This window comes from Citrobacter sp. R56 (assembly GCF_016811995.1).
Lineage (GTDB): Bacteria > Pseudomonadota > Gammaproteobacteria > Enterobacterales > Enterobacteriaceae > Citrobacter_D > Citrobacter_D enshiensis.
Genome location: NZ_CP069159.1, coordinates 1,422,473 through 1,444,401, shown reverse-complemented (window position 1 = coordinate 1,444,401; position 21,929 = coordinate 1,422,473). Strand labels below are relative to the sequence as shown.

General features: G+C 53.1%; 21 protein-coding genes and 1 tRNA gene. 9 read left to right on the top strand and 13 right to left on the bottom strand.

The window, feature by feature from the left end:
- Positions 1-169 precede the first annotated feature (169 nt).
- Positions 170-454, bottom strand: a complete 285-nt coding sequence (locus JM656_RS06900) for a YfcZ/YiiS family protein (RefSeq protein ID WP_162383127.1) — start codon at positions 452-454, stop codon at positions 170-172.
- A gap of 371 nt (positions 455-825) precedes the next feature.
- Here JM656_RS06900 and fadL point away from each other — a divergent pair, with 371 nt between their 5' ends.
- A complete protein-coding gene (fadL, locus tag JM656_RS06895) occupies positions 826-2,166 on the top strand; it encodes a long-chain fatty acid transporter FadL (RefSeq protein ID WP_203360538.1) in 1,341 nt (446 codons plus the stop codon).
- Between the two features lie 62 nt (positions 2,167-2,228).
- On the opposite strand, the gene mlaA is transcribed toward fadL, so the two are convergent.
- The gene (mlaA, locus tag JM656_RS06890; RefSeq protein WP_162383129.1) at positions 2,229-2,984 is read right to left on the bottom strand and encodes a phospholipid-binding lipoprotein MlaA; all 756 of its coding nucleotides are present in this window, start codon (positions 2,982-2,984) and stop codon (positions 2,229-2,231) included.
- Between the two features lie 288 nt (positions 2,985-3,272).
- Between mlaA and JM656_RS06885 the strand changes: the two genes are divergently transcribed.
- Positions 3,273-4,214, top strand: coding sequence for a formate/nitrite transporter family protein (locus JM656_RS06885; RefSeq protein ID WP_203360537.1), 942 nt, complete (start codon positions 3,273-3,275; stop codon positions 4,212-4,214).
- Positions 4,215-4,289: 75 nt separating this feature from the next.
- A tRNA-Arg gene (locus JM656_RS06880) sits at positions 4,290-4,364 on the top strand.
- Positions 4,365-4,438: 74 nt separating this feature from the next.
- Here JM656_RS06880 and JM656_RS06875 read toward each other — a convergent pair.
- The 8 genes from JM656_RS06875 to JM656_RS06840 form a co-directional block, all read right to left on the bottom strand.
- Positions 4,439-5,452 carry a hypothetical protein gene (locus JM656_RS06875; protein ID WP_203360536.1) on the bottom strand — a complete coding sequence of 338 codons (1,014 nt, stop codon included), beginning with the start codon at positions 5,450-5,452 and terminating at the stop codon, positions 4,439-4,441.
- A gap of 186 nt (positions 5,453-5,638) precedes the next feature.
- Complete coding sequence (locus JM656_RS06870) at positions 5,639-5,956, bottom strand: Rieske 2Fe-2S domain-containing protein (RefSeq protein ID WP_203360535.1); 318 nt, start codon at positions 5,954-5,956, stop codon at positions 5,639-5,641.
- A gap of 28 nt (positions 5,957-5,984) precedes the next feature.
- Positions 5,985-7,322: an MFS transporter gene (locus JM656_RS06865; protein WP_203360534.1), complete on the bottom strand. Its 1,338-nt coding sequence runs from the start codon at positions 7,320-7,322 to the stop codon at positions 5,985-5,987.
- Between the two features lie 110 nt (positions 7,323-7,432).
- Positions 7,433-8,485 carry a 3-keto-5-aminohexanoate cleavage protein gene (locus tag JM656_RS06860; RefSeq protein ID WP_203360533.1) on the bottom strand — a complete coding sequence of 351 codons (1,053 nt, stop codon included), beginning with the start codon at positions 8,483-8,485 and terminating at the stop codon, positions 7,433-7,435.
- Positions 8,486-8,562: 77 nt separating this feature from the next.
- On the bottom strand, positions 8,563-9,411 hold the full coding sequence (locus JM656_RS06855) for a TauD/TfdA family dioxygenase (protein ID WP_203360532.1): 849 nt from the start codon (positions 9,409-9,411) through the stop codon (positions 8,563-8,565).
- A 1-nt stretch (position 9,412) separates the two neighbouring features.
- Positions 9,413-10,402, bottom strand: a complete 990-nt coding sequence (locus JM656_RS06850; protein WP_203360531.1) for a quinone oxidoreductase — start codon at positions 10,400-10,402, stop codon at positions 9,413-9,415.
- A 421-nt stretch (positions 10,403-10,823) separates the two neighbouring features.
- A complete protein-coding gene (locus JM656_RS06845; protein ID WP_203360530.1) occupies positions 10,824-12,485 on the bottom strand; it encodes a fatty acid--CoA ligase in 1,662 nt (553 codons plus the stop codon).
- A 140-nt stretch (positions 12,486-12,625) separates the two neighbouring features.
- Positions 12,626-13,192, bottom strand: a complete 567-nt coding sequence (locus JM656_RS06840) for an alpha/beta hydrolase (RefSeq protein ID WP_203360529.1) — start codon at positions 13,190-13,192, stop codon at positions 12,626-12,628.
- Between the two features lie 287 nt (positions 13,193-13,479).
- Here JM656_RS06840 and JM656_RS06835 point away from each other — a divergent pair, with 287 nt between their 5' ends.
- Positions 13,480-14,538: an AraC family transcriptional regulator gene (locus tag JM656_RS06835; protein ID WP_203360528.1), complete on the top strand. Its 1,059-nt coding sequence runs from the start codon at positions 13,480-13,482 to the stop codon at positions 14,536-14,538.
- Between the two features lie 209 nt (positions 14,539-14,747).
- Here the strand turns inward: JM656_RS06835 and JM656_RS06830 are convergent, their stop codons facing one another.
- Together JM656_RS06830 and JM656_RS06825 are read right to left on the bottom strand one after the other, a co-directional pair.
- Positions 14,748-16,295 (bottom strand): diguanylate cyclase, encoded by a 1,548-nt coding sequence (locus JM656_RS06830; protein WP_203360527.1) that lies wholly within the window; start codon positions 16,293-16,295, stop codon positions 14,748-14,750.
- A 66-nt stretch (positions 16,296-16,361) separates the two neighbouring features.
- On the bottom strand, positions 16,362-16,589 hold the full coding sequence (locus JM656_RS06825) for a hypothetical protein (protein WP_203360526.1): 228 nt from the start codon (positions 16,587-16,589) through the stop codon (positions 16,362-16,364).
- Between the two features lie 532 nt (positions 16,590-17,121).
- Here JM656_RS06825 and JM656_RS06820 point away from each other — a divergent pair.
- The 4 genes from JM656_RS06820 to JM656_RS06805 are packed head-to-tail and all read left to right on the top strand — an operon-like array spanning position 17,122 to position 19,842.
- The gene (locus JM656_RS06820; RefSeq protein ID WP_203360525.1) at positions 17,122-17,916 is read left to right on the top strand and encodes a substrate-binding domain-containing protein; all 795 of its coding nucleotides are present in this window, start codon (positions 17,122-17,124) and stop codon (positions 17,914-17,916) included.
- Between the two features lie 44 nt (positions 17,917-17,960).
- Positions 17,961-18,653 (top strand): hypothetical protein, encoded by a 693-nt coding sequence (locus tag JM656_RS06815; RefSeq protein WP_203360524.1) that lies wholly within the window; start codon positions 17,961-17,963, stop codon positions 18,651-18,653.
- A gap of 8 nt (positions 18,654-18,661) precedes the next feature.
- Positions 18,662-19,186: an RNA polymerase sigma factor gene (locus JM656_RS06810; protein ID WP_203360523.1), complete on the top strand. Its 525-nt coding sequence runs from the start codon at positions 18,662-18,664 to the stop codon at positions 19,184-19,186.
- On the top strand, positions 19,171-19,842 hold the full coding sequence (locus JM656_RS06805) for a hypothetical protein (protein WP_203360522.1): 672 nt from the start codon (positions 19,171-19,173) through the stop codon (positions 19,840-19,842). The genes JM656_RS06810 and JM656_RS06805 overlap by 16 nt, the downstream gene beginning before the upstream one ends.
- A gap of 219 nt (positions 19,843-20,061) precedes the next feature.
- Here the strand turns inward: JM656_RS06805 and JM656_RS06800 are convergent, their stop codons facing one another.
- Positions 20,062-20,304: a DUF2545 family protein gene (locus JM656_RS06800; protein WP_192612958.1), complete on the bottom strand. Its 243-nt coding sequence runs from the start codon at positions 20,302-20,304 to the stop codon at positions 20,062-20,064.
- 421 nt (positions 20,305-20,725) lie between these two features.
- Here JM656_RS06800 and lpxP point away from each other — a divergent pair, with 421 nt between their 5' ends.
- Positions 20,726-21,646, top strand: coding sequence for a kdo(2)-lipid IV(A) palmitoleoyltransferase (gene lpxP / locus JM656_RS06795; protein WP_203360521.1), 921 nt, complete (start codon positions 20,726-20,728; stop codon positions 21,644-21,646).
- Positions 21,647-21,929: the final 283 nt, after the last annotated feature.

The following is a 21,929-nucleotide window of genomic DNA, read 5'->3' as shown; positions in this document are numbered from 1 at the left end:
CCTGTAAAAAATATTTTAAGTGGTCTGACCTGATCACAGTCTTAACCAATTTTTTACATTTAGCCAAGGGGAGACATTAGAAAGTGCGAGCTATGGCACAGTGAATAGTTACATAGCGTTACGAAAACACCCCTGCCAGTATTTGACAAGGGTGTTTGAAAGGAGGGGATTAACGCAAGCCCAGCTGGAAGATCAGCGTTTCAGCTTCGCAGGCGAAGACAAAATCGATATCCAGACGTACACCTTCAGACTCTTCAGTAAAAGTGGAGGTGATTTGGCAAGGTTCGGATTCCACGCTGCGCGCTTTCTCCGTCAACGCAGCCAGCGTTTCTTCAGCCTGCGCGCGGTTCGCGAACACACGGCTGTACGACGCGGTGCAGTCGGAGTTGTCCATAATGGTCCCAACGTCCATACAGCAGCAAACCGGGGTTTCATCAGCACTGCATTTACTCATTGTAGATTTCCTCTGTATTCGCACCTTAGGTGCCAGATAAACGCTGGGGACATTTTACGCTCCCGCCATTCACCTCTCCAGTCGTTAATGATGTGAAATGGGATAAGTGAGCGAAATCACACTTAAAAATGATCTAAAACAAAAATCACCTAAACGGGTGAGTGCGCATACCCCCAATTTTGCCAGCTGGATCGCGTTTCTAAGATCACAATTGAAAAATTTTATAAACATACTTGCAACATTCTATCTGGTCAGACCTATACTCTCGCCACTGGTCTGATTTCTCTGTCGTACCTCAGACCCTACACTTCGCGCTCCTGTTACGGCATGTAACATTGTTTGAATAAAAATAAATCAATGAGGTTATGGTCATGAGCCAGAAAACCCTGTTTACAAAGTCTGCTCTCGCAGTCACAGTGGCAATCATCTCCACACAGGCCTGGTCAGCAGGCTTTCAGTTAAACGAATTTTCTTCCTCTGGCCTTGGCCGGGCCTATTCGGGCGAAGGTGCTATCGCAGACGACGCGGGTAACGTCAGTCGTAACCCTGCGTTAATCACCATGTTCGATCGCCCGACGTTCTCAGCCGGTGCAGTGTATATCGATCCTGATGTTAATATTAGCGGACGTTCGCCGTCAGGTCGCAGCCTGGACGCAGATAACATCGCGCCAACTGCCTGGGTTCCGAACGTACATTTCGTTGCGCCAATTAACGATCAGTTTGGTATCGGGGCATCTATTACCTCTAACTACGGTCTGGCCACCGAGTTTAACGATACTTACACCGCAGGTTCAGTTGGCGGTACGACCGACCTCGAAACCATGAATATGAATTTAAGCGGTGCGTATCGCTTAAATGAAAGCTGGAGCTTTGGTCTCGGTCTGAATGCCGTCTATGCCCGCGCTAAAATTGATCGCTATGCCGGTGACTTAGGTCAACTGGTTGCGGGTCAGATTATGCAGTCTCCTCTCGGGCAGACCCCGCAAGGCCAGCAATTGGCAGCGACAGCAAACGGTATCCCAAGCGACACCAATATTGCTCACCTGAACGGTAATCAGTGGGGCTTTGGCTGGAACGCCGGTATCCTTTATGAAGTCGACAAAAACAACCGCTACGCATTAACGTACCGTTCTGAAGTGAAAATCGACTTCAAAGGTAACTACAGTAGCGATCTGAACAGTGGACTCAACAGTTTTGGCCTCCCAATCCCGACCGCCACTGGCGGTTCAACCCAGTCAGGCTATTTAACGCTGAACCTGCCTGAAATGTGGGAAATCTCCGGTTATAACCGCGTTGCGCCGCAATGGGCGATTCACTATAGCCTGGCGTACACCAGCTGGAGTCAGTTCCAGGAGCTGAAAGCGACATCGACCAGTGGCGACACGCTGTTCCAGAAAGATGAAGGCTTTAAAGATGCTTACCGTATCGCGTTGGGTACCACCTATTATTACGATGATAACTGGACGTTCCGCACCGGTATCGCGTTTGATGATAGCCCAGTCCCGGCCGATAAGCGTTCCATCTCTATTCCGGATCAGGACCGTTTCTGGCTGAGCGCAGGTACAACTTACGCCTTTAATAAAGATGCCTCTATTGATGTCGGCGTCTCTTACATGCACGGTCAAAGCGTTACGATCAACGAAGGTCCATACCAGTTCGAATCTGAAGGTAAGGCCTGGCTGTTCGGCACCAACTTTAACTACGCGTTCTAAGTTTATCCCGGACATAAAAAAAGGTGAGCTTCAGGCTCACCTTTTTTATTGGCCTCAGGCCATCACTCAGAATCAATATCTTTGAGGTCGTCCTGAATCGCCTGCGCGTTCGGGTTTTCCTGAGGTTTAAGCTTCCCGCCATTGGCGATGAAATCATGGCGCTGGAAGTACGCTTCACGCACCATAATATAGGGGTCGGAAGACTGGCGCAGCAGGCCATCAGAATCAAGAAGCTGAGCGCGGGTCTCAATCCCTTCCAGCGTCCATTTACCGATAGACATCGGCCAGGTCAGCCAGGAAAGAACAGGATAGAGATCATCCACCATGTCGCCGCCGTCGTCACGAAGCGTAAAGCTGCCATAGAATGGAAGCTGCATATACGGCCCGTAACCCACGTCATAGTGCCCTAACGTACTGCCGAAACGGTGAGGTTCAGCACGCTGCAGTTTCGGATTCGCCATTCCCGCAACATCAATAAAGCCGCCCATCCCCAACAGGGTGTTCAGGAAGAATCGGGTGAAATGCACCATCCCCTGATAAGGATCGCCCTGCAGGAAGTAGTTCACCATTACCGCGGGTTCTTCAAGGTTGCCGGTAAAGTTGCTCAGACCATTTCGTGCAGGTTGAGGAACATAGTCACGCCAGGCGACAGCGACCGGTCGAACGACATACGGATCCAACACATTGAAGTTGAAGTTGTACATGGTGCGGTTGAACCCTTCAAACGGGTCGGAACGCCCCTGCTGTTCTGTACCGGAACTCGCACACCCCACCAGCAGTGTGGTTCCCAGCGCAAGCGCCGACAGGCGAAGCTTCATAAATGTCTCCCTGTTGATTATGGCTATCGCTGATTGCCATCCATGACGGTACGAAAACGTATCCGCCTGTTTAGGTGTGAGCGATTGTAACAGCACGTCAAACGATGTCTATATACCCAATCTCGTTGATCTGATCATAGCCTGGTAACGCAACGCTCGTAATGCCTCTATTTTAACTGACGGCGAAAAACCAAACGTTACCATTTTTGCGATTTCAAAGTATGTATCTCTTCCGTGAATAAAAAGTCGCTACGCTTTAGCTATACGTGCTCATAACAGGGTGACCCGATGGACAAGCTCAGCAGCGATAAAATCGATCGGAACAGCGATGGACTTGAAGTAGAAAGCGAAGAGAAACAGCGCGGCAAGAAAATTGAGCTCGACGAAGATCGCCTCCCCTCGCGGGCAATGGCCATACATGAGCACATCCGTCAGGATGGCGAGAAAGAACTGGAGCGCGACGCAATGGCGCTGCTGTGGTCGGCGATTGCTGCCGGTCTCTCCATGGGAGCCTCTTTACTGGCAAAAGGGATTTTTCATGTTCAGCTGGATGATGTTCCCGGCCGCTTTTTACTCGAGAACCTTGGTTATACCTTTGGCTTTATCATTGTCATCATGGCACGCCAACAACTGTTCACAGAGAATACCGTAACGGCTGTCCTTCCCATCATGCACAAGCCAACGCCAGGCAATATCGGCTTGCTGATGCGACTCTGGGGAATTGTGCTGCTGGGCAATATTCTCGGCACCGGCATCGCGGCCTGGGCCTTTGAATATATGCCAATATTTGATGAAGAAACGCGGGACGCTTTTGTCAGTATCGGTATGGAGGTGATGAAAAACAGTCCGTCAGAAATGTTTGCCAACGCGATCATTTCGGGATGGCTGATTGCCACCATGGTGTGGATGTTTCCGGCTGCTGGGGCAGCAAAAATCGTGGTGATCATCCTGATGACCTGGCTCATCGCGCTGGGTGATACCACGCACATTGTCGTCGGGTCGGTTGAAATTCTCTATCTGGTGTTTAACGGCACGCTACACTGGAGCGACTTTTTTTGGCCCTTCGCCCTCCCCACACTCGCCGGAAACATCTGCGGTGGTACTTTTATCTTTGCGCTGATGAGTCACGCGCAAATTCGCAACGATATGAGCACCAAACGTAAAGAAGAGGCCAGACAACGCGCCGAGGATAATGAGCGACAGCAGAAAAACCAGAAAAAACAGTCCTGAATGGCGACGGTTTGAGCAGTCAGGCGGCCTTATACTTACCGCGCTGCATAAAAAACGCTATACTCGTGCCGCTTCGTCCCCTTAGTTAAATGGATATAACGAGCCCCTCCTAAGGGCTAGTTGCAGGTTCGATTCCTGCAGGGGACACCATCCCGCCATACACCAACGTCTGTTACCGTCTGATCTCCTTTCTGATTTAGCGCTGCACTGATTTTGGGCCAGGGTCACGGCGTTCTTTGCAATAGTGCCTCCAAAGCCATCTTCGTCATCTGTTGTTCAAAATGTTCTGCGTGCAGATATCTTTTCTCTTTATATTTTTTATCTGTATCCAGATAGGGTTGATGCAGCGAACATTCCGGTGGAGTGCAAGCGATAATGGTATTAATGAGATCAATTGGCATTGGGTATTCAAAAAACAATTTCCCATGGCGGTAATTATGTTGAATTTGCCATTCCGCCAGATCGTTAAAGAAACAATCTGACTCTGGTTTTGTAATAGCGCTGGCCTTTTCATTGCCCCAAACAACAAAAGCAAGGTTGTATAACCCATGCGCATATGGCCAGAACATTTTATTAAGCTTAGTGACCCCGTACTCCTTCACCCGCGGTACATTTTGGCAATATAAATCGAGTTGATTCCCTGCTTCTTCAACATCGCCATCGAGGAGTGCGATAAGATAACGAATGGTCACGAGATCGATGGTGGCTTGCTTAGATGCAAGTACCGCTTCTGCTTTTTTCCTTGCATCAACTTCAAAGTCAGTACGTTTGTACCATAACGCCATGACTAAATTAGTTATGGCTATTGTTACAGGATGACCATTGTCACTCATGCCAAGCCTTTCAGGCAAAAGAAGTGGAACACGGGTAAACAGACCAGCAGCAAGAATATCCAGGGTTATCCATATATTAATGCAGTGATCGCATCCTGAATCCACCCCCAGCGTCACATGCTTAATCATCGCAGACTGAAGCAACGCTGAATGGAGTACCGCCATATCGTTTGACAATATCGCTGTTTTGTACCCCAGTAAATCCGGTGTACGTTTCATTCTGAGCATAAAAAGCCATGAACTCACCTGCTCCTGAAGTGAATAATCGTTGTGGAGCTGCTCATGAATATCCAGGCATTTAGTTAAATAGTCCTTCGAAGTCATCCATATCAAGGCATTTTTTTCAGCCTCTTTTTCGTATTCTCGTTGATATGCACGTTGAAATTTTTCTGAAATATACCCCATTAAACCACCTGCAAAGCGTTATCTCACGACGAATGAGAACGGTTGTAAACAGAAACCAGAATAAACGATTGTGTCGTATTAAGGGTAAAAAAAGCAGAGTAAATGTGTCTTGATCGTCGTTTGATATTCCGCTGTTCCTGTTCCACCTCGGCTACGTGATGGTTCAGAGCGGTGGTCAGTACACGCTTACAAAGCGTCGATGACGATAAACAGCTGTTCGTCTACCTGCTCGACAGGGTAGCAACTGACCTTGAGCTGGGTCGAGTTGAGCAGATAGCCGGTGCGTAGATTGAAACGCAGACCGTGAGCACAGCACTGGATCACCTCCCCTTCCAGCCGACCACCGCACAGGGACGCCCCCTGATGGGGACAGCCGTCATCGATGGCGTGGAACTGCCCGGCAACGTTGAACAGCGCCAGGCTTTTGCCCTCCGCCTCGATCAAGACACGCTGGCCAGGGGTTGGTACGCGCCCGACCGGAACGGCGATGCGTTTTTCTTTCATAAATAGATCTCTACTTTCACGATTATGTTCATGTCCGGGCCTCCGTGCTTTGGGTACCGACGTCAGACTCGCAAGCAACAGACGGCTGCGGATCACTTTCCAGCCTGGCGATGTCTTTATGATAGTGGCGCTTAGCATAGAAGAAGATGGCGGCCACCACGATACTGATCAGAGGCACCAGCCGGAAAGCATTATCCAGACCTATGAGGTCGGAGACCCTTCCTGTGACGAAGGGGCCAGGGGCCAGCCCGAGTAGATTGTTGGCCAGGGTCAGGGTGGCAAAAGCCGTGCCATGCACGCTGGCGCTGGTCAGGTTAGCAACCATGGCACCCGCCGGGCCCGAGGTGCCGGTGGCGATGAACATACCGAGGCAGATCAGGACCAGTTGGAGGATGCCGATCGGCAGGGCGAATGCCAGTGATAGCAGAGCGCAACTGCTGAGGCTGTAGAAGATGGCCAGGCTTATCTTGCGATCCGGCCGATCCCGGCACAGTTTGTCGCTCAGAATACCGCATAGGATCATGCCAGCACCGCTGAACAGCACGATGATAGCGGCGATACTCCCCGCCTTTTCCGTGCCCATATCGTAATAACGATTGAGATAGCTCGGCATCCATACGATGACGGTCCCCCCGACAAACAGCTGCAAGCCGCTGCCAACATAGGCCGAAATCACGGAGCGACTAGAATAGAGGGTTCGCAACGACTTGCTGTAAACCTCGGGGGCAGGACGCGCTACGCCACGTGCTGGTGAGATGCGTGTTTCCTTGACGATGATAGGATAGATCGCCGCCAGCAACAGGCCAAACAACGCCATGCCAGCGAAGGCCGGGCGCCAGCCCATCAGATGGGCCAGAAAGCCCCCGGAGGCCATACCCAGTACAGAGCCAAACATGCCTCCGGAGATGAAGGCGGCTGACAGGGTGGCCCGCATACTCCGTGGGAAGACGGAGACCACCACGGCGATACCGACGCTGCCATAGGCGGCCTCCCCCACGCCGACCAGTAAACGGGCGATGAACATCTCTTCGTAATTCTGGGCCACGGCACAGCCCAGGGTCGCCAGACTCCACAGCATGGCCATCAGCGTCAGGCTCTTCACCCGGCCGAAGCGATCCGCCAGCAGGGAGAGCGGGAAAGTCAGCAACCCGACCATCAGCGCCACGATGCCGCTGAGCAGGCCAAGTTGCGTATCTGTGAGTGCCCATTCTCCTTTGAGCATTGGGAAGACAGCGTTGAGCACCTGACGCGACATATAGTCGGAGATCAGCAGTCCAAAGGTCAGCGCAAAGACGACCCAGGCATAACGACGCGGAACGGTAACCTTGCTCGCGTCGTCATCGTTGTTGATATGATACGTAGCCATACAGTCCCTCATTCATCTGCCCGCACCGCATAGCGCTCAGGACAGCAACCTTTTTGCCAACCGAACTTGTCAGGCTGCCCCATCCGCGGTGGAGGGGCGGCCCATCTCGTTTAGCCGCGTTGCGGCACGCCTTTCTGGCCCGCCTTGCGATTCGGCGCCATGCCGTTAGCCTGCAGGGTCTGTTCGATGCTGTCGTACTGGACGCCGATACGATAGATAGCGCGAGCTTCCTTGCCGTTCGCCACCTCGCGACCCAGCTCGTGCGCCACCCGCACGCACTGTTGGATCTGCTCGACCGAACTCATACGCTGACCGTGCTGGCCAATGATGGTGTCCTCAATGCCGCAGCGCGGGTGCAGACCCATGGCCATCGCCATCATGTTGAACGGCAGCACGTTCTTGAGCAGGGATTCAGCGGTCAGGGTGCAACCATCAGGCGCGCGCTGGACGAAGTTCATGAAGTTGTACGGATTGGGGCCATCGAAACCGCCACCGATGCCAATCCAGGTCAGATTGAGCGGGCCCATGTAGATACCCTTGCGCACGAGGCGCTCCAGGGTCTCGAAGGCATGCATGCCGGTCAACTGGAAGTGTGGCTGGATGCCATGGGCCTGTAGGCGTCTGAGGTGCTCTGCCACCCAGGCAGGACCCGCCGGGACCGTCATCTCGCTGTAAGCGGCCTGCAAGGCCGGGTTGGCCAGGGAAGTGCCTTCCAGGTATTCCGGATAGAGCAGCTCCATAATGTTCATCTGGGTGGTGTTAATGGCGACCGTGACCTGATCGGGCTTCGGCGTCAGTTCGGCCAGCATGTGGCGGGTGTCGTCTGACAGCCACTTGGCCGCCTCGCCATCACTTTCCGGGGCGAAGGAAATGGAGCCGCCGACCTGAATTATCATGTCCGGCACGGCTTTGCGCACCCCGGCGATAAGTTCGTTGAACTTGGACAGGCGCTTGGAGCCTGTACCGTCCAATTCACGCACATGCAAGTGCAGCACGGTCGCACCGGCTTCGTAGCAATCCACCGCCTTCTGGATCTGCTCCCCCATGGTGACCGGGATGTCTTCCGGGAAGTCTTGCGGCGCCCACTCAGGGCCGTAAGGGGCCACGGTGATCACGACCTTTTCCATATTCTCCGGGTGCAGGGAATCGTCAAAAAATTGCATCTATTCTCTCCTGGCATAGTAGGGTTTTGATGAGTCGTTGATTCACCCGGGCGACGTCGCCCAGGTGGAGGTGCAATCTAGAAGGGCTTGTCGCCCATGATCCCAGCCCGCTCCATCTTGCGGTGGCTGGGCGGGTAGTCCATGGCGGCGTAGTGCTGGGTGCTGCGGTTGTCCCAGATGGCGATGCTGCCGGACTGCCAGCGCCAGCGAACCTGGTATTCAGGAAGGTAGGCCTGGCTTATCAGATAGCGCAGCAGATCGCTGCCGCCCATGGTGTAGTCCTGCCCGTAGCGAACATGCTGCGGGGTGTGGTAGTTGCTGAAGTGCGTGGTGAAGGCGTTGACGAACAGGATCTTCTCATCCGTCTCCGGATGGGTACGCACCACCGGGTGCTCCGCGTCCGGGAACTGCGCCTTGAGCGCCAGCCGTTTCTCGATGGGGGTGGCCGCCCCGAAGCTGGACTCCAGACTATGGTAGGCACGCAAGCCTGCGATCTTCTGTTTCACGTCTTCCGGCAGGTACTGCCAGGCCACCACCATGTTGGCCCAGAGCGTATCCCCACCCACTGGCGGACTCTCGACGCAGCGCAACACACACCCCATCGGGGGTTTCTCGCGCCAGGTCGCATCGGTGTGCCAGGCATTTTCATAGCGCTCGTTCGCCACTTCTGGCGTCTTGTAGATACGAACCAGACCTGGATGGTCCGGGTCACTGCCTGCCACCGGATGATCCTCCAGTTCGCCAAACATTCGCGCGAAGGCGACGTGCTCGGCACGGCTGATATCCTGCTGGCGCAGGAACAGGACTCGATGTCTGAGCAGTTGCGCGCGGATCTCTGCGAACAAGCCAGCATCATGAATGGCATCGGCCAGACGAACACCGATCAGCTCAGCGCCGATATGGTAGGTCAGTTGTTCTACACGCATGTCATGCCCCCTGGATGACAAAGACAGATGAGCCTGTGGTCTTGCGCGATTCGAGATCGCTGTGGGCCTTCACCGCATCCTGCAGCGCATATTTTTGATTGATATCAATCCGGATCCGCCCGCTGCCGACGTGGTCGAATAGCTCGGCGGCCAGCGCCGCCTTCTCGGCCGGATCGGCAATATAGTCGGCCAGCGCCGGGCGGGTCAGACAGAGCGACCCTTTCATCGCCAGCAACACAGGATCGAACGGCGGGATGGGACCGGACGCGGTGCCGACGCAGACCATCAGACCGCGACGCTTGAGCGAGTCCAGCGACCCCATGAAGGTACTCTTGCCAACGCTGTCGAATACCACGTTGACGCCGACGCCCTCGGTCAGGGTACGCACGCGCTGGGCCACATCTTCATGGCTATAGTTGATGGTGTAATCGCAGCCATGGTCACGGGCGATCTCGGCCTTGGCCTCGCTGGAGACGGTGCCGATCACAGTCAGGCCGAGCAGTTTGGCCCACTGGGCGACGATGAGGCCGACGCCACCTGCGGCGGCGTGCAGCAAGATGGTATCGCCGGGCTTGAAGTCATAGATACGGCGCATCAGATAAGCCGAGGTCAGCCCACGCATGGTCATCGCGGCGGCCGTCTCAAAGGTGATGTGGTCGGGCAACTTGATAAGCGGGGCGGCTGGGATCAGTCGCTCAGTCGCATAGGCGCCGAGGGTATTGAGAAAACCGGTGTAGGTGACACGATCGCCCACCGCCACGTTAGTCACCCCGGCGCCGATAGCCTCCACCACCCCGGCCGCCTCGACACCCATACCACTCGGCATCGGGATCGGGTAAGTACCATTGCGGAAATAGGTGTCGGCGTAGTTCAGGCCGACGGCGACCTGACGCAGACGAACCTCGCCCGGGCCAGGCTCTCCGACCGTGACGTCTTCGTAGCGCAGAACCTGCGGTCCCCCAGTCTCATAAAAGCGTACGGCTTTGGCCATCTCTGTTCTCCAACTCGTCTTTGATGTGAGCAAAATGCCTCGAACTGAATTGAATCTAGGAGATGACGTAAACCTACGCTTTTCATCCGGCGACAGCCGCTTTTCATCTCGTGACTATCGCCCTGAATTCATTGTCTTAGCGGGAGGGAAACCACCAAAACTGACTTCGTGTTACCGCCTTGCGACAGTTTTCCTTGCCCCAGGGACAACCGTCAAAATGGTTTTTTTAAAAGGCAATCGTTTGAATTTGATAAAAAAAGACAAGGCGGGCCATAAGTTCGTTGGCGGCGAACGGTATTGACTGGTCACTGGAGTGCGCCGCCGACAGGATCTTCACCGAGGGCGGCATAGAATGGATGCATAGGTTGCGTAGGGGCAATATCAGTATCCGCGCGGGGAGGGTGAGTCCCCGGCTGAACACTCAAATGCTTTCCTTCCCGTCGCTGATTTCGATTTCCCGGATCAGCCGCTTGTTGATCTTACCAACACTGGTTTTGGGAATATCCGCGACTATCCGGATCTGCCGGGGGATAGCCCATTTATTGATGCGTCCGCTGTCGACGAACCCTTGCAGATGCGCCGCTATGGCCTGCGGCTCCAGGAACTCCCCTTCCTTGCAAACCACCAGCGCCAGGGGGCGTTCTCCCCACTGCTCATCCGGGATCCCGATAACGGCCACCGATCTGACCGCCGCGTGGGAGCTGATGAGACTCTCCAGCGTCAGCGAGCTTATCCACTCCCCGCCCGTCTTGATCACGTCTTTGATGCGATCCTTGATCTCTACTATCCCATGGGGATCGATCGAGGCCATATCGCCGGTATGTAGCCAACCGCCGCTCCATAGCTCAGCTCCTTTTTCGGGTTCCTTCAGATACCCCTGAGTCAACCAGGGTGCTCGTACCACTATCTCGCCCAGCGCCTCGCCATCCTGCACCACCTCCCGACCTTCGCCATCGACGATGCGCAGATCCACCAGCGGGACGGGCAGACCTGTGCGGATCCGCAGGGGCAGTTGCTCCTCCATGGGCAGGGTCAGCTCTGCATCGCTCAGGTGGGTCAGACAGAGGAGTGGGCAGGTCTCCGACATGCCATAGCCTGCGTGGATACGTATGCCCTTGCGGTGTGCCTGCGTCGCCAGCCCGAGAGACAGCGCACTGCCGCCCAGCAGCATCTTCCATCCCGACAGGTCGGTCTGCGCGCTTTCGCCGCACTCGAGGATCATCTGCAAGATGGTCGGCACACAGTGCGAGAAGGTCACCCCCTCGTCGCGATAGAGACGTACCAGCTTGTTGGGTTCGTAACGACCGGGGTAGACCTGTTTTACCCCCAGCATCGTCGCCACATAGGGGGCGCCCCAGGCGTGGACATGAAACATGGGGGTGATCGGCATGTAGACATCGTTCGAACGCAGCAGCGACTGCCCTTCGTTAGCCGCCAGAGTTCCCAGTTCGTTGAGAGTGTGCAGCACCAGTTGGCGATGGCTGAAGTAGACGCCCTTGGGGTCGCCCGTGGTGCCCGTGGTGTAGAACAGGGTGGCCATCGAGTTTTCATCGAAATCGGGGAAGTCGAAGTGATCCCCTGCCGCAGCCAGCAGGGTCTCATATTCCCCCAGCACCGGCAGACTGGTCTCCTTCCCCCCGTCGTCACTGAGCTGGATGTAGCCCCGAACCGTGGTCAGCGTCTCCGCCAGCGACTCAATCACCGGCAAGAAGTCGTCGTGCACCAGCACCAGGTGATCCTCGGCATGATTCATGGTGTAGGCAAGTTGATCCGCCGAGAAGCGGACGTTGACCGTGTGCAGCACGGCACCCATCATGGGCACGGCGAAGAAACACTCAAGGGCGCGATGGCTGTCCCAGTCCAGCAGAGCGACGGTGTCACCGGGCTTAACACCGGCCGTGGTCAGCATGTTTGCCAGACGGTGGATACGTTGTCTGAGGGTGCGATAGTCGTAACGCAGCTTATCGGCGTAGACGATTTCTCGCTCGGGGTGATAACGCCCGCCCGACAGCAGCAGGCTCTTGATCAGCAACGGATAAGCATGGGCTCCCTGCGCTGACGGTATGATTCTTGTCTTCACCATGCAGGTGACTCCCTGGCGCATTATCTGCTCGGTAAGATTGCAATGGCAGAGGAAGGTTAACCTCTGCCCTCTGGACAGGAAGCTGGCGGCTCACTGCCCAACCCGCTTCCCTGAATATCAATAGTCGCTGAACATGAGCCTCAGGTGTCTAGGCGACGCACCAGATCCAGCCCCTGTGGCCAGGGACCGAAGCCGCTCGCCGGATTGAGGTGGCCCACGGAGCCCAACTCAACAACATCGCTGCCCCAGTCGGTCGCCATGGCACGCACCGCGTCGGCGCTGGCCAGGGGATCGTTGTTGCTGAGGGCCACCAGGCTGGGAAACGGCAACCGCGTGCGCGGTAACGGGCACCATCCACCGGCCTGCAAGGTCTCCTTGCTCGGGTATTGGGCCGGCCAGTTGGCGTTAAGATCCGGGGGAGTGACCAGCAGGGCGCCTTTGATTTGGTGCTGATGCTGCTGCGCCCAGTGCACCGTCATCAATACACCGGCACTGTGCGCCACCAGGATAACCGGGCCGTCGATCTGCGCCAGTTCCTGTGCAATGGCCCCGACACGAGCCCGGCAATTGAGCTTATCCTGGGTCAGAGGAGACACTGAACGCACCCTGGCCAGACTGGCCGCCAGATGCGTCTGCCAGTGTTCCGCCACATGCTCGCGCAATCCGGGGACGATCAGCACTGTCGCCCTGGTATGTAATTTATCCATATGACTTTCCTTACTCTCCATACGGGTCCGGCTAAGGGCCAGCGCCTCGGGAGCAACACTAAAGCCCCAACTTTCACGTTGCTTTACTTTTGACGTCATCGATTTTTCATTTTACGACACTGGCAAACAAGACTACGGCCCGCGCCTGCCTACCCCACTTCCCCAAATAAGTGAAGCATCTATGTTGCAAAATACAACCATAAAACTTTCAATTTTGTTACATGACTGCTAAGTAAATGCTAACCAATTATTCACGACACAGATTAATAACTTAAGGAAGCTGCACTATGACTGTCTTAGCCAGAGCCGCCATCCTCACCAATTATCTGGACGTCACCCGTCAACTCGGTCTCAATACCCAGCACTTATTAGCGCAGGTGGGGCTTAGTACATCCATCCTGGGGATGCCCAATCAACGCATCCCCGTCTCTACCGCCATCAAGCTGATCGAGCAGTCTGCCCTCGTCAGCGGATGCGATACCCTGGGCCTACGGATGGCGGAACATCGTCATCTGTCGGACTTTGGCGAGATAAGTCTGCTGCTCAGCCACCTGCCCACCCTGCGTGATGCGCTGCAGGGGATAGTGCAGTATCGCCAGCTGTGCAATGACTCGCTGGCAATCTACATCGAGGAGGCGGGTAAGATGGTCATCATTCGCGAGGAGGTGATCACCGACATCCCCACCGCGTCACGCCATGCCAGCGAGCTGGCGGTCGGTGTTATGTACCGCTTCTGCGCCGCTCAGGTCGGTGTTGGCGCAAACTGGCGTCCTATCAGCGTCAATTTCACTCATCCTGCGCCGACGGATCTCTCCGTCCACAAACGCATATTCGGTTGCAAGGTGGAGTTTGGCAGCGAATTCAATGGAATTGTCTGTCAGGCTGCCGATCTGGACATCGCCAACCCGCTGGCCAATAAGGCCATGGCTCTCCACGCGCGCAACTACCTCGACTCCCTGCTGGTGGAAAACCACCAGTCCCTGATGTTCGACGTGCGCAAGTCGATCTACCTGCGTCTGCCGATGGGGCGCGCCACCATAGAGCAGATCTCCCGTACCCTGGGGATGAATGTGCGTACCCTGCAACGCCATCTGGAAGAGAGCGGCGCCACCTTCAGCGAGCTTATCAATGATGTGCGACGCGACCTGGTGATCCGTTACCTGCAGAATCCAGGCTACTCCCTTGGTCACATCGCCGACATGCTCGGCTACTCCATGCCCAGCTCCTTCACGCGCTGGTTCAGTGCCCAGTTCGGTATGCCTCCCGCGACCTGGCGCTCTCGCCACAGCAAAGTCCCCAGGGCCATCCAGACAGCTACGGAATGTTTATATTCATCACCTGAATAACAGCGACGGATAATGACGAAACGCGAAAAGACCGCAGCCGTAAACCTGCGCAAGAAGCGGATACGGCATGTCGGTCTGGATTAGGATTTTGGAATTAGCGCTGAGAGTGGGATCTATCAATACTGGCTCGTAAGCGGGTTTGTTCTCGCAGCGGTTGTAATACCCTTCCTGATGCGTTATTTCCCGCCATATTGTGCCGACTCTCTCGGCTAAGCTGGATACAGAATGAGTTGCCGATTTTTGCTCGCCACGCAGACCCGGTTACGCCCTTCCCGTTTCGCGCGGTAAAGCGCCTGATCGGCTCTGTCAAGCGTCGCCTGGAAACCCTCACTGGCGTTCAGTTCATCAGGCGTCATCTGTGCAAGACCAAAACTTGCCGTGAATTGAATCTTACGGCCATGGAAATTCACCTCCTGACGCGCGAAATTGATACGGATGCGTTCGGCCACCTCTTCGGCGTATTCAGGTTCTGTAAATGGCATCACCACAACAAACTCTTCACCGCCAAGTCGGGCGACAATATCATTTCCCCGTACCAATCCCGGTAATATTTGCCCTACACACCGGAGTACCTCATCTCCCCCACTGTGACCGAAGTTGTCATTGATCCTTTTGAAATAGTCCAAATCGATGTTCAGCACACACAATGATTGTCGCTGATGGCTCACCACACGACAGATATTCCGGACTTGTTCGTCAAAATAGCGGCGGTTTGCCAAACCGGTCAGAGGATCACGCAGAGCGTCTTTGACAAGTTGCGCCCGTTGCAGGGAATTCGCATGCATATAATTCAACAATGACCACTGCGTTATGATGATGGCAATAAGCGCCATGACCGAACAAAAGACCTGCAAATACCAGCCATGAAGGATCTCATGTTCCGCAAGTCCCGCAGCCATCACCCATTTATGATGACTCAAATTGAGGAATACCCCCATGCGTGGGGTACCGTCAATAGGCGATATATATTGATTGGTCTGAGCCGAATCGGAGGAATATTTCATGACCTCCTTGAGGTAAGGGTAGAAATGAAGCGGACCCGCTGTAACACCGGCTCCCACGCGGGTGAGCTGAATATAATTATCACGATCCAGCACAACCATTGCCCCACCGGAGCCGAGATAAAAACCTTTATCGTTGAGTTTTCGGAATATCTCTACCATTGAATCGGCATCGAAATATCCAACAACACCCCCAAGGAAGTTTCCTTTGATGTCACGGATAGCATGGTACATCACAAACCCGTGGAGATTGGGATCCGCTCCATCACTCTGCCAGTAAAACAGGCTGTCATTCTCTTTACTGTAGCGCAGTTGCTTAAACAGAGGGCTATCGCGAAAGCTGGCCTGCGCGATAGTCGATGCGCTAAGTGCGTTTTCCAGCGGGAAAAGCGCACGCTGAGCAACAAAGTCGCCCTTCTCATCGAACACGATCACACCATCGAGCCAGTCTTGTTTCAGCTCTTCATCAAGAAACCGATTGGTATTTTCAGACGTAACGGTGTGATTCAGCAACAAAGCATTGCCGATAAGACGTACCTGATACCCCATCGCATCCAGACTGGTTTCGAAACGCTCGGCTTCCAATAAAATAGTATTCCGCAGAATACGGGCAGCCTCACCCATAATATATGTATATTGATAATAAAGATGCCCGGCAAGAATTGCCGTTTGCACAAAAATAAACAGCAGAAGTAAACCCCGCTTTGCGGCCAGGCTAAGATGGCCACAGTATGAGGCAATTTTTCCGTACGGCACGCGCTTTCCTGATCAATAGGGCTAATTGTAGAGACAATTGGTCTGTAATACATTCACTGAAACTATTTATTCAGCTGATATTTGCTTCTCATTACCGGATATATTTCGTCTGTTCTGATGATATTCCCAACGCGCCGTTAAGATTTCTTTTTGTTCATGGGTCATATTACCGGTCACAGCAGCAAGTGAAATATAGGTGCCGTTGGTTTCCATCATCACCATACTTCTGGCAATAAAATCTAACCCTGTGAAAGTAAAGGCACTGTCAAATTTTGAAGGCGATATACTGGCCATACAGATGGTTTCCTAATGAAAGATTCACATAATGTTTCAAATTATTACCATTACACTCAAAATACTCAACACACACAAAAGCAGAGTTAAACGCTGAGCCATGATAAAAAACATCATCAATCTAAAAACAGAAACCTGATAGTGAAGATGAAAGCATTAGTACCGAGAGTAAACACAGTTTTTTACGTCAATCATTGCCTATCGTTTAATGATTTAGCATTTTTCATTAGTCACAATTATTCTCTCCCGTCATTTTTAATGCCTATTTTTACCGCATGATTTTATTCAACTATTTAATTACGGCTGCGCATTGTGGCGAGACATGCCCCAGGCCTGCGGCTTTGTAAAGGTTCGGGGTATGCAAAACACACCCACACTGTGCATGTCAGATAAACGCGTAGCCCCCTGACGGGTCTTTTGCCCATCTCACAGGGAAAAGGAAAAACATCCGACAAAAAATTCTGTTTCAGGTGCATCCATTTTGGCTTTTGCATCGTCTCTCCAGTAAACCCACACCGCTACTGGAGTTCTCATGAAATATAAGTACCTGATCCTTTCAATGCTGTTACCCGGTTTTACGGCTTTTTCTGCCTCACCGCTTACCGATCCTTCCATTCAGCATCAGCCTCAGGATGGCGTAATAAAAGTCTATGGACCGGGTGGTCCGCACTCTGCGCTGCAAAAAGCCGCCAGCGCCTGGTCGAAACAATCAGGCGTTAACGTTGCGATCATCTATGGACCGGAAAGTAAATGGAGCAAAGAGGCGCAGCACGATGCCGATCTTATTTTCGGCTCTTCCCAGCAGTCGATGACCGCTTTTCTGGAAACGTATGCCTTTATTCAAAGTAAGGATGTACAGCCCCTCTATTTACAGCGCTCGGTGATTGCGGTGAAACCGGGAAATCCTAAAGACATCAGGGGAATTAACGATCTACTGAACAAAGACGTCGGCATCGTGGTCACCGAAGGTGCAGGGGTCTACAACACCTCCGGAACCGGAGTCTGGGAGGATATCGCCGGACGTACCGGCCAGCTTGCTGATATCAAAAACATCCGCAGCAAAATTATTGCGTTTGAAAAAGGCAGCGGCGCGGCATTTAAGGCATTTCAGCAACCCCAGGCCGATGCCTGGATAACCTGGAGCGACTGGCCTCTCGCGCACCCCGATCAGGCCACTCTGGTCGAGATAGAACCCGAGCGGCGGATCTATCGGGATATGAATATCGCTGTCGCGAAAAATGCCGATCCGCAGATCCAGGATTTCGTCCGTTACCTGAGCTCCCCGGAGGCGAGCAAAATTTTTGCTCATGAAGGCTGGATGCAATAACCCGTTAGAAAATTCCGTCTACAATCAATCAACAGGAAACAGCTATGAACAAATTCATCTGGAGTGTGATGTTAGCAGGAACCACCTGTGCCGTGCAGGCCGCAGATATCGCCGTACATGATACGTCACTTGGAAAGGTGTATACCAACAAAGAGAGCATGACGCTCTATACCTTTGATAAAGACGCTAACGGCATGTCCGTTTGCGACGCGGAGTGCAGCAAAAACTGGCCGCCGCTGCGGGTCACGGAAAAGATGTCGCCCGCGATCGATGGGCTTGAAGCCATCAAGCGAGAGGATGGCACCCAACAATGGGCACTCAACGGTAAACCGCTCTACCGCTGGGTAAAAGATATGAAACCCGGCGATACCACTGGCGCGGGGGTCAAAAACGTCTGGCAGCTGGCGCGCGCCGACGAAACGCCAGTCCGGGTGTATTCGACAAAAACAGGCCGTATTCTGGTGAACGCCGAAAACATGACGCTTTACACCTTTGATAAAGATCAGAATGGCATCCCGGTCTGCTATGACGATTGCGCGGAAAAGTGGCCGCCAGTGATTGTCGGGGCAAGTGCAAAATTAACGCCGCCATTCAGTTCCACCGCTCGCCGGGACGGCCAGCGGCAGTTGCGTTATAACAACATGCCACTCTATCTCTGGAAACAGGATCGTGCCCCAGGCGACACCACCGGAGATAACGTCAAAAACGTGTGGCATATCATCTCCATTACTCAATAAGGCATTGCGTGGACATTGATAAGGAAGAGATCCGCACACTTTTTTCGCGGATCATGCTGCAGGACAGAGAAGCCTTTACCACCCTTTATCAACGCACCAGCGGGTATTTATATACCCGCATTTTACTTATCGTGAGAGACAGGGCGATAGCTGCTGATTTGCTCCAGGAGGGCTATATAAAAATCTGGCACGGTAAACTCCGTTCACCGATTGACGCTCCCTGGGCATGGCTATGCCAGGTCATGCGCAACCAGGCGATTGACCACATCCGACAACACGGCAGACGCGGTGAAACAGCGCTGTTGGGTCAGGAAGACAACCTCATTGCGCCACCGCCGCAACAGGAGAAAGAACGTCGGCTCACCGACTGCCTTTCCCGACTGGAAGCAGAGAAACGCAGCGCCATCGTCCTCGCCTGGTATCACGGTTTTTCACACCCCGAAATTGCCAGCCATCTCAGTGCGCCGCAGGGCACGATCAAATCCTGGATCCGCCGGGGTCTCAGCGAGTTAAAACAATGCCTCAGCCAATAACCCCTTCCCGCTATCGTCATCCGCAGATCCGCGAGCATCTCGCCAGTCAATATCTGCTGGGTGTCCTGTCTCCACTTGCCAGACGGCGGTTTGAAAGCCTTCTGGAACTGGATCCTTCTTTATGGGAGGCGGTGGAACAATGGCAGCAGCACCTGGATGCTCGCAGTCCCCCTGTCGCACATCCCCCGGCACGCGTCTGGCGCAATATACAGGCGTCAATGGACAGAGGCGCATCGTCGCGCGGGTTAAAACACTGGCTGCGTAATGCAGGGTGGCTGGCTGCAGGGGCGCTACTGATGTTTATGACGCTGACGCCGGTAACGCAGCAAATAAAGCCCGTAAGTTATCTGGCGATGATGTCGTCCCCGGAGTGTCGGGATTGTTTTGTCCTGCTGGCATTCCAGGGAAGTAAACCCGGACAGTCCAGCATTCGTGTGCAATACAGCGCGCACAGCGACCCGTCAGCGTTTAAGCAGGCAACGTTGTGGATGCGCGACAAAACCAGCGGCCAGTTGGTGTACCTTGCCCCGATGACGCAGTTGCAGGATTTGCACTATCTGACGCCCGGTGAATGGAAGCAGTTGAAAAACAGTGATCAACTGATCGTCAAAGATAACGAAGGCACGTTGTTTTCCGGCAAATGTCTCACACTTTAGCCCGGCTACTTTCGGAAAACCCAACGTTTCCGTCGGTCAGGGGGACGTTAGGAAAATGAGGAATAATCGGCAAAACTGAACAATACGCTATTTTACATCTGGTTTATCCAAATTAAGTGCCAGACCAGGCTGGCACTTAACACATGAAAATAAGTAAAATGTTTAGAATAAGCTTAGGTTATTATTCAATTTTATTTACCTGGAGGAGGTTGTCTGCTTTTATCGCCTGTCGTACCCGACCATTAATTGGATCATCAACCCACAGGCCGGAGAGAGAAAAAGAAAAAAGCCGGTCACCATTTCTGCTCCCCCGGTCAACCACCAGGTGAAGTAGTATATTAAGATTGCAAGCGTAATCATTCCGATAAAAGAAGAAATGGCTGAAACGGTCCCTAAAACCTGACCAATATAACCGCTTACGGCTACAATACTTATCGCAAGAAACATCAATAAATAGATCATAGCGTTACCTCCTGTGGGCGGTGCTGCTTCCCGTATAGCTTTACATTCCTTACCGTTTATACTTTAAGTTATACCTTATAAAAGAACCGCGTGTATAACATTCGCCTCACAATTTGGCCCCCTGCTCTCATCGTGCTTTTCGGTATCAAAAAGCATTTAAAACATAGAATTAAAATTAAACACTTTCCCCTCTCACAACCCGAAAAAACTTTACGTTTCTTGTGTAAGATTTTATAGCAGGTTCTAATCCTAAAATGGTATATTATATGGGCAAGCATTCATGCCCCTCGTGGTTTTGTCCTGACTCAGCTTTACACTCTTTACAGGAACCATTGTCGTACATGATGGCCTAAGTAAAAGTGTACCGCTGCAGACCAGAAATCTTCTGCGATACAACCTCCCGTATCTATTGAAGGTGCTTATGTTCCCAACAAGCAAATTTTCACGCGCATTCCTGCATCCACGCTACTGGCTCACCTGGTTTGGTGTCGGTGTGCTCTGGTTGTTGGTGCAATTGCCTTATCCCGTTTTATGCTTTTTGGGGACCCGAACCGGCAAGCTGGCGCGCCCATTTTTAAAACGTCGCGAATCTATCGCCCGTAAAAATCTTGAACTCTGCTTCCCAAAATTATCGCCGGAAGAGAGAGAGACCATGATTGCAGAGAACTTTCACTCTCTCGGCATGGCGCTGCTCGAAACGGGCATGGCCTGGTTCTGGCCTGACAAACGCGTACGCAAATGGTTTGATGTCGAAGGCATGGATAACCTGCTGCGCGCTCAGGCGCAAAACAAGGGTGTCATGGTCGTCGGCGTTCACTTTATGTCTCTGGAGCTGGGCGGTCGCGTCATGGGACTTTGCCAGCCGATGATGGCAACCTACCGTCCGCATAATAACCTGTTAATGGAATGGATTCAGACGCGCGGACGTATGCGCTCTAATAAAGCGATGATCGGCAGAAACAATCTGCGTGGCATCGTCAGTGCGCTGAAAAAAGGCGAAGCCGTATGGTTTGCGCCCGACCAGGATTATGGACGTAAAGGCAGCTCATTTGCTCCCTTCTTTGCAGTCAAAAATGTTGCCACCACTAACGGGACGTATGTGCTTTCCCGTCTGTCAGGTGCCGCCATGCTGACCGTCACCATGGTGAGAAAAACCGATAACTCAGGATACCGTCTGTTCATCTCGCCTGAAATGGAAGGTTACCCAACCGAAGAGCACCAGGCTGCCGCCTACATGAACAAGATCATCGAAAGAGAGATCATGCGCGCACCTGAACAATATCTCTGGATCCACCGTCGGTTTAAAACCCGCCCGCAGGGTGAAGCTTCCCTCTATATTTAGAAAGAAAGGCCGTATGGCCTTTCTTTTTTTCTGCCTTGTTTATGCTCCGCCCCTGCCATCCAGACCACGCTGACATCACGCCATGTAGTGTGGCTTTTGCGTAAAAATAACCATAATTACAGCAAGGTAAAGCAGGCGTTATCCGATCAAAACTCACGTCGCTGATTGACCATTTATTACCGCCAGAAATTAAACTGTCGTCGAATCACGACACTTGTAAGTTACTAAAAGTAAATAAAAAAATGCCTCTTGTCTCGCCTCATTTTTAGGCGTACATTAGCGC

Coding starts and splice junctions, on each gene's coding strand:
- JM656_RS06900 (WP_162383127.1), bottom strand. CDS start 454: ATGAGTAAATGCAGTGCTGATGAAACCCCGGTTTGCTGCTGTATGGAC.
- fadL (WP_203360538.1), top strand. CDS start 826: ATGAGCCAGAAAACCCTGTTTACAAAGTCTGCTCTCGCAGTCACAGTG.
- mlaA (WP_162383129.1), bottom strand. CDS start 2,984: ATGAAGCTTCGCCTGTCGGCGCTTGCGCTGGGAACCACACTGCTGGTG.
- JM656_RS06885 (WP_203360537.1), top strand. CDS start 3,273: ATGGACAAGCTCAGCAGCGATAAAATCGATCGGAACAGCGATGGACTT.
- JM656_RS06875 (WP_203360536.1), bottom strand. CDS start 5,452: ATGGGGTATATTTCAGAAAAATTTCAACGTGCATATCAACGAGAATAC.
- JM656_RS06870 (WP_203360535.1), bottom strand. CDS start 5,956: ATGAAAGAAAAACGCATCGCCGTTCCGGTCGGGCGCGTACCAACCCCT.
- JM656_RS06865 (WP_203360534.1), bottom strand. CDS start 7,322: ATGGCTACGTATCATATCAACAACGATGACGACGCGAGCAAGGTTACC.
- JM656_RS06860 (WP_203360533.1), bottom strand. CDS start 8,485: ATGCAATTTTTTGACGATTCCCTGCACCCGGAGAATATGGAAAAGGTC.
- JM656_RS06855 (WP_203360532.1), bottom strand. CDS start 9,411: ATGCGTGTAGAACAACTGACCTACCATATCGGCGCTGAGCTGATCGGT.
- JM656_RS06850 (WP_203360531.1), bottom strand. CDS start 10,402: ATGGCCAAAGCCGTACGCTTTTATGAGACTGGGGGACCGCAGGTTCTG.
- JM656_RS06845 (WP_203360530.1), bottom strand. CDS start 12,485: ATGGTGAAGACAAGAATCATACCGTCAGCGCAGGGAGCCCATGCTTAT.
- JM656_RS06840 (WP_203360529.1), bottom strand. CDS start 13,192: ATGGATAAATTACATACCAGGGCGACAGTGCTGATCGTCCCCGGATTG.
- JM656_RS06835 (WP_203360528.1), top strand. CDS start 13,480: ATGACTGTCTTAGCCAGAGCCGCCATCCTCACCAATTATCTGGACGTC.
- JM656_RS06825 (WP_203360526.1), bottom strand. CDS start 16,589: ATGGCCAGTATATCGCCTTCAAAATTTGACAGTGCCTTTACTTTCACA.
- JM656_RS06820 (WP_203360525.1), top strand. CDS start 17,122: ATGAAATATAAGTACCTGATCCTTTCAATGCTGTTACCCGGTTTTACG.
- JM656_RS06815 (WP_203360524.1), top strand. CDS start 17,961: ATGAACAAATTCATCTGGAGTGTGATGTTAGCAGGAACCACCTGTGCC.
- JM656_RS06805 (WP_203360522.1), top strand. CDS start 19,171: ATGCCTCAGCCAATAACCCCTTCCCGCTATCGTCATCCGCAGATCCGC.
- JM656_RS06800 (WP_192612958.1), bottom strand. CDS start 20,304: ATGATCTATTTATTGATGTTTCTTGCGATAAGTATTGTAGCCGTAAGC.
- lpxP (WP_203360521.1), top strand. CDS start 20,726: ATGTTCCCAACAAGCAAATTTTCACGCGCATTCCTGCATCCACGCTAC.